The sequence below is a fragment of the Streptomyces sp. NPDC097617 genome (assembly GCF_044761485.1).
Classification (GTDB): domain Bacteria; phylum Actinomycetota; class Actinomycetes; order Streptomycetales; family Streptomycetaceae; genus Streptomyces.
This window is the reverse complement of record NZ_JBIWCL010000025.1, coordinates 100,065-114,034: the sequence shown is the minus strand read 5'-3', so window position 1 is coordinate 114,034 and position 13,970 is coordinate 100,065. Positions and strand designations below refer to the sequence as shown.

The window sequence follows — 13,970 nt, the reverse complement described above, 5'->3', positions numbered from 1 at the left end:
GGCGGGGGGCGGGGGGGGGGGGGGCGGGGGGGGGGGCCGCCCCCCCCCCCGGCCGCGGGGGGGGGGGGGGGGGCGCGGGGGGGCGGGGGGGGGGGGGGGGGGGGGGCCCCCCCCCCCCCACCCCCGGACGTGTTTCAGGCCCGGCCGGTCCGCTTCGCGGCATAGTTGGCCCGGCCCTCCGCCGACTTCAGGCGCCAGTCACGGCGGATCTCCGACCGCAGCCGGGCGTCCGTCTTGGCGACGATCCGCTGGTTCTCCCGCAGCAGCTTGCGGTAGCTCTCCAGACGGCGCTCGGCGAGCTCGCCGGAGTCGAGGGCTGCCAGCACCGCGCAGCCCGGCTCCGCCTCGTGGGCGCAGTCGTGGAAGCGGCACCGCTGCGCGTACTCCTCGATCTCCGAGAAGACCTGGCCGACCCCGGTCTCGGCGTCCCACAGGCCGACGCCGCGCAGTCCGGGCGTGTCGATGAGCACGCCGCCGCCCGGCAGGGCGAGCAGGTTGCGCGTGGTGGTCGTGTGACGGCCCTTGCCGTCGACCTCGCGGGCCTCCTGCACCTCCATGACCTCGGCGCCGAGCAGTGCGTTGGCCAGGGTGGACTTGCCGGCGCCCGAGATGCCCAGCAGCACGCTGGTGCCGTCGCCGACGACCGCGGCGAGGACGTCCGTACCCTCCCCCGTGACGGAGGAGACGGTCAGTACCTGGACGCCCGGCGCGGCGGCCTCCACGTCCTGGACGAGGTGTCCGAGGGTCGCCGGGTCAGGGACCAGGTCCGCCTTGGTGAGGACGACCAGCGGCTGCGCCCCCGATTCCCAGGCCAGGGCCAGGAAGCGCTCGATGCGCCCCAGGTCCAGCTCGACGGCGAGGGAGACGGCGATGATGGCGTGGTCGACGTTCGCGGCGAGGATCTGCCCCTCGGACCGCTGCGAGGAGGTCGACCGTACGAAGGCGGTCCGGCGCGGCAGGTACGCCTTCACGTAGCGCGGATTGCCGGCCACTTCGACGGCGGCCCAGTCGCCGGTGCAGATGACCCGGAGCGGGTCGTGCGGGGTGACGAAGGCGGTGTCGGCGCGGACGATGCCGTCCGCGGTCATGAGGTCGCACTGGCCGCGGTCGACGCGTACGACCCGGCCGGGCAGCAGGCCCTGGGCGGCGTACGGGGCGAACTCGGCCTCCCACGCGTCGTCCCAGCCGAAGGGGGCGAGGGCGTGCGGGAGCGAGGCGTGCGAAACGGACGGGAAAGCGGAGAAAGACAAGGGGAACCCTTCACAGGGTGGCCCCGGCCGCGTGCGCTCGCTCAGTGGCGGCGCGCGAAGAGGTGTGAGGTCAGCCGGAGACCACAGAAGTGACATTGATGGTCTTCTGAGTGCGGGCAGCGCCCTGCGCAATGACAGTCATCAACGAACTCACCTCCGGGTCCACACACATGCTGTTCGTCCCCCACCGGTCGGCGGGAACGGGCTCACCGTAACAAGCCGGCTCCCACCGGTGCCACTTCTTTTTCGGGCGGCTTTCCGGGCCCGGCCCGGAGGCCGGCGGCCGACGCGCAGCAGCCCGACGCCGGCCCGCCGGGTCTGTGCGGCGGCGCACGCCGGCAGCGCCGCTCAGAACCTGCTCAACCGCTGCTCACTCGAGTCCGCGGCACCCCGGCCGGGGCCACGGCGATGTTTGACTGCGACGGTGTCGAGTGAGAGGGGCGGATCCCGCCATGGCTGACCAGCCTTCCGTGAGCATCGGCGGTGTGACCTACCGGGTGACACCGGAGTACCTGGCCAACGCGTCCAGCAACACCATGTCCACGGCGGTCGAGATCTCGGGGCAGTTGAGCGAGGTGAAGACATACGTGTCGAGCCTGGAGGCGAGCTGGCAGGGCATCGCCCACAACCAGTTCCAGATGCTGATGGCCGAGTACGACATCTACGCGCGGATGCTCAACGACGCCCTGGAGGGGATCTCCAAGGGGTTGCAGGGCAACTACGTCAACTACAAGGACTCCGAGCAGCAGAACGTGAACAACCTGATCGCGCTCGGCGCGGACGTGCCCAAGCCCTCTACCGGCACCAACTTCTCCTGACAGCCGCATCCACGAGGAGCGATTCATGGCCGATGTCGATGGCACCCCGATCTATGTGGGCGAAGGGCTCGCCGCGGCCGGTGGCTGGCTGAACGCGAGGGCCGGCGAGGTCTCCGGCGAACTCCAGGGCCTCAAGTCCCAGTTGATCCCGCTGGCGGACTCCTGGCGGGAGAGCCATGCCGCCACCTACTACCAGGACATGCAGAACGAGTGGGACCTGGCGGCCAACGGCCTGTTCGGGCCGGACGGAGTGCTCGGCCGCATCGCCCATGCCATGCACGTGAACTGGAACAACTACAGCGACGCCGAGTGGTCGAACATGTCCACCTGGCGCCGCTGACCCGACACCACCGAAGGAATCGTTCGTGCCCGATGAACGCTGCCGGGTCACCGTGGTCGGTGAACGCAGGCGCGTCGACCTCGCCCTCCCGGCGCAGGCCCCGATCGCCGAGTACGCCCCTCGGCTCGCCGCCCTGTGCGGCCGGCCCGAGTCCGAGGCGATGCCTCCCGTGTGGTCGCTGGCCGAGTCCGGGGGCTTGCCCATGGCCCCCGGCGACTCGCTGGCCGACGCGGGGATCACGGACGGAGCCACGCTCTACCTGCGCGACCACCGGGACGGCGAGTGGGGCGAGCTGACCGTCACCGACCTGGACGAACAGGTCACCGCGGCGCGCGCGGACACCGGTCTGTGGAGCGCCCGCCGCCGCGCGCAGGCGGTGCTGGGGGCGGGTCTGCTGGTGACCGTCGTCGGCGCGGGATGGCTCGGGGCGCACCGTGTGGCGGGTCCGGCTGTGCTGCTCTTCGTGTTCGCCGCGCTGGCCTCGGCGCTGCTCGCCCGGTACGCGACCCGCAAGAACTGGCCGATTCCGGGCTCTGTCCGCCGGCTCCTGGCGCTGACGGCCTGCCCGCTGCTGGCCTGTGCCGGCCTCGGCGCTCCGCTGCACGGGCCGGTGGCCACCCCGGTGCTGGTCTCGGTCACCGCCGCGCTCGGCGCGCTCGCCGGGCTGGTGGCACTGCCCTCGCCGTCCACCGTTGTGCTCCAACTGATCACCGCCGTGGCCGCGTTGTTCGTGGTGCCGCTGACCGTGCTGCACGCGGGCCGCACCGGCTCGGCCGCCGTACTGGCCCTGAGCCTGTACCTGGTGGCCGGCCTGCTGCCCCGGGTGACCAGCCAGGTCGCGGTACTCGTGCCCACCGGACCGGACACCGGTGCGTCCGTCATGGACAGTGCGGACGTGGCTGCCGTGGTGCGCCGCGGCAACGCGCTGCTCACCCTGCTCAGCGTGCTGACCACGACGGTGCTCACCGCCGCGCTGCTGGTCCTGAGCGCCTCCCGGGGGACGTACGCGCTCGCACTGCTCGGCGTGGTGAGCGTCGGGCTGCTGCTCCAGGCGGGCTCGGTGCGGGTACTGGCCGCCGTGCTGCCCCAGCTGGCCGCCGGAGTGATCGGGTTGCTGGCGCTGGCGATCCGGCTCCCCGAGTACCTCTTCGACTCCCGCGCCGCCGGGGCGCTCGCCGCCTTCGCCGCCGGGCCGGTGCTGGTCGGCTGCGGTCTGTTCCTCGCCTTCGGTGCCGCGCTGCGCCCCGTCGAGCAGGAACGCCCCACGTGGCCGTCGGCGGTGGCCACCTGCCTCGCGGTGGCCGGTCTGCCGCTGGCCGTCGGCGTCTTCGGCCTCTTCGGCCGGCTGGCCAACCTGGGGAGCGGGCTGTGACCGGCCGCCGCGTACGGGTTCGGGCCACGGCGGGGGGGCTCACTGTGAAGGCGACCGCGCAGCGGGTGGCGCCCGGCAGCTGGGGCGCGCACCGCACCATCACGGCGGCGGTGCGGGGAGCCCGGCCGGGTGCCGTGATCACCGTCCAGGCCGGCACCTACACCGAGAGCATCGTGCTCGACAAGGACGTCAGTCTGGTCGCCAAGGGCGAGGTGCGGCTGATCGCCGCACGGGGCCCGGCCGTGACCGTGCATGCCGGCCGAGGCGAACTGCGCGGCTTCATCCTGTCCGCCACCGCGCCCCGCGAGGCGGCCGTGCTGCTGCGCGGCGGCGAACCGGTGCTGCGGGACTGCGAGATCACCGGCGGCCGCGTCGAGGTCGCCGGAGCGGCGGCACCCCTGCTGGCCGGCTGCTCGGTACGGCGGGCCGAGGGTGCGGCGCTGTGGCTCACGGGCACCAGCCGCACGGTGCTGGAGGGCCTGACCGTCCACGACTGCACCGGGGACGGGCTGGTGGCCGGCGACGAGGCGCGGGCCGAGCTGACGGACGTGGTGCTGGACGGAGCGACCGGGCGCGGCCTCGTCCTGACCGCCGGCGCCCACGCGACCCTGACCCGCTGCGAGATACGCGGCACGGGCGCCGCCGCCGTCTTCGTCGAGGGACACGCGGGCGCCGTGCTGCGCGAGTGCCGGCTGCACGATACGGGCGGCCAGGGCGTCTGGTTGCGCGGCACGGCAGGCCGTCGCGCGGGCGCGGACGGCAGCCCGGTGCGGGAGCGCGACCCTCACCTCGAGAACGGGGGCTCGGCCCTTCCCCGTAGGGTCGAGCCCCTCTCCACCCGCGCCACCCCGGGCGTGCGGCTGCGCGGTTGCGAGATCTTCCGCACCGCCGGAGCCGGAGTACTGGCAGACGGCGCCAGCGCCGTCCTGCTGGACGCGTGCCATGTGCATCACACCTCCGGTGCCGCGGTGCTGGTCACCGCCAAGGCCGTCGCCGAGCTGACGGCGGTGCGGGCGGTCGACTGCGAGGACACCGCGATCGTGGTCAGCGGCTCGGGCACGGTCACCGCGTACGACTCCACCTTCGCCCGCACCGCCGCCAACGGGTTGTACGCGGTCGGTGAGGCCGATGTGTCGCTCGTCGGCTGCACCGTGCGCGACACCGCTTACAGCGCCCTGCACCTGGGCGGCGGAGCCCGCGCCCAGGTGCAGGGCTGCACCGTCGCCAACAGCCCCGAGTACGGGATGCGGGTGACCGAGCGGGCCGAACTGCTCGCGGAGGACTGCGAGGTGACCGGCGCCGACCTGGCCGGGGTGTGCGTGGAGGGCGGCGACGCCGCGCTGCGCGGCTGCCGGATCAGCGGCACCGGGGAAGGGGTGCGGCTGCGCACCTCGCACCGTCCGCTGCTGGCCGACTGCGAGATCACCGGCACCGCGGAGACCGGAGTGCGGATCGGCCGGGACACCGGAGCCCGGCTGGAGAACGTGACGGTCACCGGCAGCGGCACGGCCGGTCTGCTGCTGGAGGAGGGCAGTACGGCGGTGGTGGACGGCGGCTCGGTCCGCGAACCGGCCGGCAGCGGCATCGTCGTCCGCGCCGGGGCCCGGCCACGGATCCGCGGCACGACGGTCGCATCGGCCGCCAAGAACGGGCTGTTCGTCGAGGAGGGCGGTGAAGGCCGCTACGAGGACTGCCGCTTCACCGGGAGCCGCTTCCCCGCCATCTACGCGGGAGCCCGCTCCCGCGTCCTGCTGCGCCGCTGCACCGTGGACGGGACCGAACAGGACCTGCTGCGGGACGAGGAGGCGGAGGTGACGGCCGAGGACTGCCGGGTGGAGGGTGTCTCCGAGCCCTTACTGCCCGCACTGGCGCCCGCGGGGGAAGGGTGCACGGCCGTGCCCGCCGTCGCGCCCGCCGCGGGTCCGGCCGGCGGTGCGGACGGCGGCGGGGCGCGCGATCGGGACGCGTCCGGCGACGCCGATCGGGACGACGGCAAACTCCTCGCACTCCACGCCGAGTTGGACCGGCTCGTCGGTCTCGACGGCGTCAAGCGCGACGTGCTGAACCTCACGAAGCTGATGCAGATGGTCAAGGTCCGGCAGGACGCGGGGCTCCCACCGCCGCCGCTCAGCCGCCATCTGGTCTTCGCCGGCAACCCCGGTACCGGCAAGACCACGGTCGCCCGGCTCTACGGCGGCTTCCTGGCCGCCCTCGGGCTGCTCAGCCGCGGCCACCTGGTGGAGGCGGACCGGGGTGACCTGGTCGGCGAGTACGTGGGGCACACCGCGCCCAGGACCACCGCCGTCTTCCGGCGGGCGCTGGGCGGGGTGCTCTTCATCGACGAGGCGTACTCGCTGGTGCCGCAGGGACACCTGACGGACTTCGGCGCGGAGGCCGTCTCGACCCTGGTGAAGCTGATGGAGGACCACCGTGACGAGGTGGTCGTCATCGTGGCGGGCTACCCGAGCGAGATGAACCGGCTGCTGGAGTCCAACTCGGGCCTGGCCTCCCGCTTCACCCGCACCCTCCATTTCGAGGACTACTCCTCCGTGGAACTGGTGCGCATCGTGCGGCACCAGGCCGACAGCCACGAGTACACCGTCGCGCCCGAGACGGCCGAGGCGCTGCACGACCACTTCGAGACCCTGCCGCGCGGCGAGCGGTTCGGCAACGGACGCAGCGCCCGGCAGGTCTTCCAGCTGATGACCGAACGGCACGCCCAGCGGGTGACCGAACTGGGTCCGAGCACGGCCGACCTGGCCGCGGCGGACCCGGACCTGCTCACCACCCTGCTCCCCGCGGACCTCCCTCCGGGGCAGGCGCGGTGACCTCCGACGGCGCGGTGCGATCGAACTTCGGACCTGGCGAAAGGGAGGTGTCCGGCGGATGACGGAACAACCTGCTCCGGATCAGTGGCGCGCCCACCTCGCGGCGCTCCACGAGGCGATCGGCACGGTCAAGCGCGAGGCCGCGTCCATCAACGAGACCATGGCGTCGATCGACTCCAGGATGAACGAGATCGGCACCCACTGGGCCACCCCGTCCTACGCCACCTTCGACGAGATCAAGACCTGGTTCCACACGTCGCAGCACGACCTGGAGAACCTGCTGGAGGACATCCTCCACCGGATGACCACCAGCTACTGGAACTACCACCACGCGGAGACCGCCAACTACGCGAACCTCAGCGACGGGCAGCAGGATGCCTGAGCCGAGGTCCGCGGCGGCCGGTTCAGCGCGCGGCGGGCGGGTGGGGGAAGCGGCACTCCCGGTCGGTGTGCGCGTACACCTGCCCGGAGTGGTTGATCAGCGCGATGTACTCGCCCAGCTTCTCCAGCGCCGTACCCACCTGGAGCAGGGCCCGCTCCTGCGCCGGGTTCATCTCGGCGGCGAACTGTGCGCCGGCCGCCGCGAACGGGTTGTCCTCGCCCTGCTGATAGCCCACGCCCTGCGAGGCCGGGTTGAAGACGTACTTGTCCTCTTCCTTCGCACCCTGGCCGAAGACGCTGTCCTTGGTCGCCACGACCTTGGCGCGGACCTCCTCGTACTTCGCCACCGCGGCGCGGGTCTCGGTGAGGATCGACTTCTCCGTGGTGCGCATGGCGCCCAGGTCGATCTTCAGGTCCCCGGACGGGTCCGTCTCGCCCTGCTCCAGGGTGCCGCTGTCGGCCGGGATCTTCTTCGGGTCGTCGTTGAAGGAGGGCGGCTCGCCCCAGGCGACCTTGTCGGTCGGCACCAGGCCGCTGAGGTCCTTGCCGTGATCCGGTCCCGGCTCGCCCGGCTCGTCGCCCCCTTCCGCGGCGGGCAGCGCAGTTGTGTCGTGGTTCGACGTGATCGGGTCGGTCACGGTGTCTCCCTCGGCATTCTCGCGCGCACCTCGTGGTCCGTCGGTCGGGCGGCGCGGTGTACGGGGCGCGGGCCCCACGGAACCTCCGCCAGGTTTACCACTTATGCAATGAATTGTCACCGCGGCTGCGGAAGCGTTTCGTTCGCGACAACACCCCGCGCCCTCACGGGACTTACCAGGAAGGTGCGTCATGGCTGACAGCGGCCGAGCCGACTACGACGTCTCCGTCATCGACGTCTCCCCGAGGGGCATGAGGACCACCGCCACCCAGCTGAAGGCCCTCGCACTGGACGTCTCCGAGAGCCTCGGCCTCATCAACACCACGCTCGGCGGGCTGCGTCTCGCCTGGCAGGGCCAAGCAGCCTCGGACGCCGGCGAGGTGACCCAGGAATGGCTGCGGGTGATCACCGAACTGTTCGGCACCGCGGAAGACCCGGACAAGGGCGTTCTGCCCACCCTCGCCGACGGCGTCGGCATGGCCTCCGGCAACTTCAGCAAGGCCGAGGACGGCATCGCCAAGCTGTTCACGGACTTCCGCAACGCCCTGACCTCCGGTGGCGGCGAAGGCGCTCCGCCCAAGGACACCCCGCCCGAGGAAGTGACCGACACGAACAAGACCGCGGTCACCATGACCTTCCCCGGCTGACCGCCGCCGCCCGTATCCCTCGCCCGTCAGCCCCGGCCCCGTCAGCCCCGGCCCCGCCGGCCCCAGCCCCGTCAGTAGGCAGCCCCCGTGAGTCGCATACCCTTCCACCGCCCCGTCCGCATGACGCCCCCGCCGATGCCGGACGGCCGGACGACGCTGGCCACCCCGCCCCAACAGCCGCAGCAGCAAGGGGCGGCCGGCTGGCTGATGCTCCTGCTGCCGCTGCTGTCGAGCATGAGCATGGCCGCGTACATGGTCGCCTACGGCAAGGCGTGGATGATCCTGCTCGGCGTCGCCTTCGTTGTGGTGTCGGTCGGTATCACCATCGGTGTGCGCATGCAGCTGAGCGGCAGCCGGCGACGCAGCCAGTACCGGCAGCGCGAGCGGTACTCGGAGTACCTGGCAGGGGTCCGCAAGCAGGCGATGCGCGACAGCGCCGCCCAGCGCGCGGCGGACGCCTGGCACCACCCGCACCCCGACCGGCTGTGGGCCATCGCCACCCGCCGCCGCCGGGTGTGGGAACGGCGGCCCGGCGACGCGGACTTCCTGCACCTGCGCGTGGGCGCCGGTGCGGTGCCCTCCGCGCACGGGCTGCACATGCCCGTCCAGAACGACCCCACCGCCGAGACGGACACCCGGTCCCGGCACGCCGCCGTGGAACTCGTCCGCGCCCACGAGAGCGTCGACGGCCAGGCCGCCTGGCTGGACCTGGGCGGCGCCGGGGTCGTCAGCCTGCTCGGCCCGCGCCCGCGCACCCGCGAGCTGGCCCAGTCGCTGCTGCTCCAGCTGTCGGTGCTGCACGCCCCCGACGACGTGCGCGTCGCCGTCGTCACCGGCGGCGACCGCGCCTGGGACTGGGTGAAATGGCTGCCGCACGCCCAGCAGCCGGACCGGGACGCGCAGCGACGCGAGCAGGAAGTCGTCCCGCTGCTGGCCGACGACCTCGCCGGGCTCCAGGACCACCTGCAGGGCACACTGGACCGGGCCGTCGCCGCGCGTGCCGAGCGCAACAGCCGCATCGTCACCCAGCGCGACACCGGCTCCCGCCGCCACCTGGTCGTCATCCTCGACGGCTACGACCCCCAGGCGCCCTGGACCCGTTCGGCGCTGCTGTCCGAGCTGCTCACCGAGGCCGGGCCGGAACTGGGCCTCCATGTGGTGTGCCTGGTCGAGGAGGAGGGATCCGAACCGGGCCGGGTCGACGTACGCGCCCGTACCGACGCGCGCGGCGGCCTCGTCATGGAGGGCCGTACACCCGGCCTGCACACGCCGGTCGAGAAGGCCGTGGCCGACGAGACCGCGCCCGCCGTCCGGGAGGCGACCGCCCGCGCCCTGGCCCCGCTCAGGCTGTCCGGCGAACGCGATCAGGTGCTCTCCGAGCACGTCTCCCTCTCCGGCATGCTCGGCTTCCCCGACATCGCGGCCTTCGACCCGGCCACCTCCCGGCGCGCCCCGGACAAGAAGGACCTGCTCAGCGTCCCGATCGGGGTGACCGGCACCGGCGAACCGCTGTCCCTGGACCTCAAGGAGTCGGCACAGGGCGGCATCGGCCCGCACGGCCTGGTCGTCGGCGCCACCGGCTCCGGCAAGAGCGAACTGCTGCGCACCCTCGTCACCGGCATGGCCATGGTGCACGCGCCCGAGCATCTGGCCTTCGTCCTGGTCGACTTCAAGGGCGGCGCCACCTTCGCGGGCGCCACCGAACTGCCCCACGTCTCGGGGCTGATCACCAACCTCGCGGACGACCTAGGCCTGGTCGACCGGATGAGGCAGGCCCTCCAGGGCGAACAGCAACGCCGCCAGCGGATGCTGCGCGAGGCCGGCAACGTCGACTCGGTGCGCGAGTACCAGCTCCGCCAGGCCGCCGGCGGCACCGATACGCACGGCACACCGCTGGAGCCGTTGCCGTACCTGCTGATCATCGTGGACGAGTTCGGCGAACTCCTCTCCCAGCGACCCGATTTCATCGACCTGTTCGTGCAGATCGGCCGAGTCGGCCGGTCCCTGGGCATGCACCTGCTGCTGGCCACCCAGCGGCTGGAGGAGGGCCGGCTGCGCGGCCTGGAGTCGCACCTGTCCTACCGGATCTGCCTGCGCACCTTCAGCGCCGCCGAATCGCGCGCCGTCATCGGCACCTCCGACGCCTACACGCTGCCCGCCATCCCCGGTTCCGCCTACCTCAAGGTGGACGAATCCGTCTACGAGCGCTTCCGCGTCGCCCACGTCTCCGCGCCCTACCGCGAGCACGACACCGAGGGACCGGGCTCCGCCGTGGAACCGGTGCCCTACGCCGTCCACGGCGACCTCGCCCCGCTGACCCCCGAGGAGAGCGAGCGGGCCGGCTGGGAGTGGGACCCGGACGCGGGCGCCACCGAACTCCAGATCGCCGTCGAGCGGCTGGTGAACAAGGACACCCCGGGACACCAGGTGTGGCTGCCGCCCCTGCCGTCGCACTTCCCCCTCGACCCGCTGCTCGGCGATGCCGAGGCGGACCCGGACCTCGGCCTGCGCTGCGCCCAGTGGCCGTATGCGGGCGAGCTCAAGTTCCCCGTCGGCGTGCTCGACGTACCCTCCCGCCAGGAACAGCGCCCCCTGGTGCTGGACCTCGCCGGACGGCAGGGGCACCTGGCCCTCGTCGGGGCGCCGCAGAGCGGCAAGTCCACCTTCCTGCGTACCGCGATGCTCAGCGCCATGCTCACCCACACCCCCGACGAGCTGCAGTTCTACGCCATCGACATGGGCGGTGGCTCGCTGCACGGGCTCGCCGACGCGCCCCACGTGGCCGGCGTAGCGGGGCGCCGCGACGAGGAACGGGTGGGCCGGGTGCTGGCCGAGGTCGGCCGCCTGGTCACCGCGCGCGAACAGATGTTCCGCGACCTGCGCATCCAGTCCGCCGCCGAACTGCGCGCCCGCCGCGCCCGGGGCGAGCTGCCCGAGGGCGTGCGCGCCGCGGACGTCGTACTCGCCATCGACAACTGGGCAGCCCTGCACGCCGCACACGAGACCGCCGTGGAGACCCTCACCGAGATCGCCACCCGCGGCCTCGGCGTCGGCGTCCACCTGTGGCTGACCGTCAACCGCTGGGCGGAGATCCGCGTCAACCTGCGCGACAACATCCCCGGCCGCCTCGAACTGCGCCTCAACGACCCGTCCGAGTCCGAGATCAACCGCCCCGCCGCCCGCGGACTGGGCCAGAGCGTCACCGGGCGCGGACTCGCCTCGCCCGGGCTCACCTACCAGGTCGCGCTGCCCCGGCTCGACGGGGCGGACCATACGGAGGGGCTCGCCGATGCCGAGCAGGCCCTGGTGCGCCGGATCGCCGAGAGCTGGCGGAAGGCGGCGGCCCCGGCGCTGCGCGTGCTGCCGGAGCGGATCACCGTCCGCGAACTGGCGAGCGCCGCCGAGCCGTCCCCCGCCGAGCGTTGGGAGGGCCATGGACCCGGCATCGGCGAGCGCGAGGTCCCCATCGGGCTGCGCGAGTCCGACCTGCGCACCGTCGGCCTCGACCTGACGTCCGGCGCCCCGCACTTCACCGTCTTCGGCGACTCCGGCTCCGGAAAGACCGCGTTCCTGCGCGGCTGGATGCGCGGCCTGGCGGCCCGGTACTCCGCGCGCGAGGTGCGCTTCATGGTGGTCGACTACCGGCACAGTCTGCTGGACGTGGTACCCGAGGAGTACGTGGGGGCCCGCGGCGGCAACGCCGACCTGGTCGCGGCCCAGGCGCAGGCCCTCGCCGAGACACTGCGCTCGCGCATCCCCCCGGCCGATCTCACCACCGCCCAGCTCGCCGCGCGCGGCTGGTGGCAGGGCCCGCAACTCTACGTCGTGGCCGACGACTACGACCTCGCCTCCGGCGGCATGGGCCGCGGCCCGCTCGCCGCCCTGGCCGAGTTCATCCCGCAGGCCGACGAACTGGGCTTCCACCTGGTGCTGGCCCGACGCGTCGGCGGCGCCGGCCGATCCCTGATGTCGGACCCGCTGCTCAGCAAGCTCAAGGAGATCGGCACCGACGGGCTGCTGCTCTCCGGCGACCACCGCGAAGGCGCCCTCATCGGTGACCTGAGAGCCCGCCGCCGACAGCCCGGCCGGGGCCTGCTGGTGCGGCGCAGCGCCGAACCGGCGCTCGTACAGATCGCGCTGGACGAACCGGACGTGCCCCCGGGCACCTCCGGCGACTCCGGCGGCTCCAGCGCCGACGCCGACGCCGGCCGGACCCGGGACGACAGCGGGCGCGGGACCCCTTCCGGTCCCGCACCGGCCCGGACCCCCACCATCCAAGCCTAGACAGCAGCACCGCGCCCAAGGAGGGCGGCCGACACCATGTCAGACGCGGAATCCGTACTCGGCAGCATCAGCCTCGACGAGATCATCGCCCTGGGCAACGCCTGGATCCAGCTCGGTGACGAGATCCACGAGCGCAGGGTCGCCGTCAACGGGCACCTGAGCGGCCTCGGCATGACCGGCACCGCGGGCGACCTGGCGCACCGGGCGTGGGACGAGGCGCTCGGCAGGACCATCGACGACGCCGCCGAGACCGCCTGGACGATCGGCCAGACCATCCACCGCTACGCGGAGGAACTGCACAAGGCAGCCGACGAGTACGCGAAGAAGGTCAACGCCTCCATGTGGGCGACCATCCTCGGCGCCATCGTCGGGATGGCCTTCCTGGCCCTCGGGCCGCTGCTCGGCAACCTGTTGTCGACGATCGGCTCACTGCTGGGCCGGCTGATCCCCGTGCTCTCCCAGATGGCCGCCCGTCTCGGCACCCTGGGCACTACGGCCGTCGGCGCCCTCGGCGGCGCCGTGTCCGGTGCCGCGCTGAGCCTCGGCATCGATGTCGCCGTCGGTGCGGCCGGCGCCGCCATCGCGCACACCGACTATGAGGTCGACTGGGGCGCCGAAGCCTGGAGCATGGGCCTGGGCGGGCTCCTGGGCGGCGTCCTCGGCGGCTTCGCCGGCTACCACTACACCTCGCGCCCGGCCGACCCGCTCCCCAGTGCCCGGACGGGCGCCCCGACGCCCACTCCACACGGTGGGCCGACCCCCGGGCCTGGCGCCAGCCCCACGGCGAGCGGTGGCGGCGCTCACGTCACCCCGTCGCCGAGGTTGCCGGGCGGCGATCACGCGGCCCCCAACCCCGGCGCCCTGGGCCAGCGGGACGGAGCCTTCGTCCCCGGCCCGCTCGCACCCAGGGGCGGCAGCGCCTCAGCCCACGAGTCGCACCCCACCAGCAGTGGAGCCGGTGCGGGCCGCACCGACGACGTCGGGCTGCCCCAACCCGGCGCGAGGAGCGAGGGCTCCGCCACGGGCACGTCTCCGGCGGGCGGTCCGGGCCATCAGGCCGGGGCCGATCCGTTCGGTGGTGCGGGTCAGAGGCTCGGCGGCCCGCAGACCAATCCGCACGGAACACCACTGCCGAAGCCGGGTGGGGGGCAGCAGCCGCCCGCAACGAGCAGGCCGGAAAGCTCGGTTGGAACCGATCCCTTCAGCGGTACGGGCCAACGACTCGGCGGCCCGCAGGCCAACCCGCACGGAACACCACTACCGAAACCCGGCGACGGACAACAGCCGCCCACAACAAGCAGGCCCGAAAACCCGGCAGGAACCGATCCCTTCAGCGGTACGGGCCAACGACTCGGCGGCCCGCAGGCCAACCCGCACGGAACACCACTACCGAAACCCGGCGACGGACAACAG

9 protein-coding genes and 1 pseudogene are annotated in these 13,970 nt (G+C 73.1%); 8 read left to right on the top strand and 2 right to left on the bottom strand.

The genetic code is table 11. The features are described 5' to 3' along the window. Positions 1–134: 134 nt before the first annotated feature. Entirely contained in the window at positions 135–1,250 is a 1,116-nt protein-coding gene (gene rsgA, locus ACIQZO_RS31845; RefSeq protein WP_403632839.1) for a ribosome small subunit-dependent GTPase A, read from the bottom strand. Positions 1,251–1,702: 452 nt separating this feature from the next. Between rsgA and ACIQZO_RS31840 the strand changes: the two genes are divergently transcribed. The 5 genes from ACIQZO_RS31840 to ACIQZO_RS31820 are packed head-to-tail and all read left to right on the top strand — an operon-like array spanning position 1,703 to position 6,990. Beyond that, a complete protein-coding gene (locus ACIQZO_RS31840) occupies positions 1,703–2,068 on the top strand; it encodes a WXG100 family type VII secretion target (RefSeq protein ID WP_403632836.1) in 366 nt (121 codons plus the stop codon). 25 nt (positions 2,069–2,093) lie between these two features. Next, the gene (locus ACIQZO_RS31835; RefSeq protein ID WP_398669346.1) at positions 2,094–2,408 is read left to right on the top strand and encodes a WXG100 family type VII secretion target; all 315 of its coding nucleotides are present in this window, start codon (positions 2,094–2,096) and stop codon (positions 2,406–2,408) included. 25 nt (positions 2,409–2,433) lie between these two features. Next, complete coding sequence (locus ACIQZO_RS31830; protein WP_403632830.1) at positions 2,434–3,780, top strand: EsaB/YukD family protein; 1,347 nt, start codon at positions 2,434–2,436, stop codon at positions 3,778–3,780. 44 nt (positions 3,781–3,824) lie between these two features. After that, positions 3,825–6,608: a right-handed parallel beta-helix repeat-containing protein gene (locus tag ACIQZO_RS31825; protein ID WP_403632826.1), complete on the top strand. Its 2,784-nt coding sequence runs from the start codon at positions 3,825–3,827 to the stop codon at positions 6,606–6,608. 58 nt (positions 6,609–6,666) lie between these two features. Then, positions 6,667–6,990 carry a WXG100 family type VII secretion target gene (locus tag ACIQZO_RS31820; protein ID WP_403632823.1) on the top strand — a complete coding sequence of 108 codons (324 nt, stop codon included), beginning with the start codon at positions 6,667–6,669 and terminating at the stop codon, positions 6,988–6,990. 22 nt (positions 6,991–7,012) lie between these two features. Here the strand turns inward: ACIQZO_RS31820 and ACIQZO_RS31815 are convergent, their stop codons facing one another. Further along, on the bottom strand, positions 7,013–7,627 hold the full coding sequence (locus ACIQZO_RS31815; RefSeq protein ID WP_403632820.1) for a hypothetical protein: 615 nt from the start codon (positions 7,625–7,627) through the stop codon (positions 7,013–7,015). Between the two features lie 190 nt (positions 7,628–7,817). Here ACIQZO_RS31815 and ACIQZO_RS31810 point away from each other — a divergent pair, with 190 nt between their 5' ends. From ACIQZO_RS31810 to ACIQZO_RS31800, 3 genes and pseudogenes are all read left to right on the top strand, one after another. Continuing rightward, positions 7,818–8,273, top strand: a complete 456-nt coding sequence (locus ACIQZO_RS31810; protein WP_403632817.1) for a WXG100 family type VII secretion target — start codon at positions 7,818–7,820, stop codon at positions 8,271–8,273. Positions 8,274–8,360: 87 nt separating this feature from the next. Next, the gene (gene eccCa, locus ACIQZO_RS31805; RefSeq protein WP_403632814.1) at positions 8,361–12,557 is read left to right on the top strand and encodes a type VII secretion protein EccCa; all 4,197 of its coding nucleotides are present in this window, start codon (positions 8,361–8,363) and stop codon (positions 12,555–12,557) included. Positions 12,558–12,593: 36 nt separating this feature from the next. Then, positions 12,594–13,970: pseudogene (locus ACIQZO_RS31800) on the top strand (hypothetical protein); the annotation flags it as partial.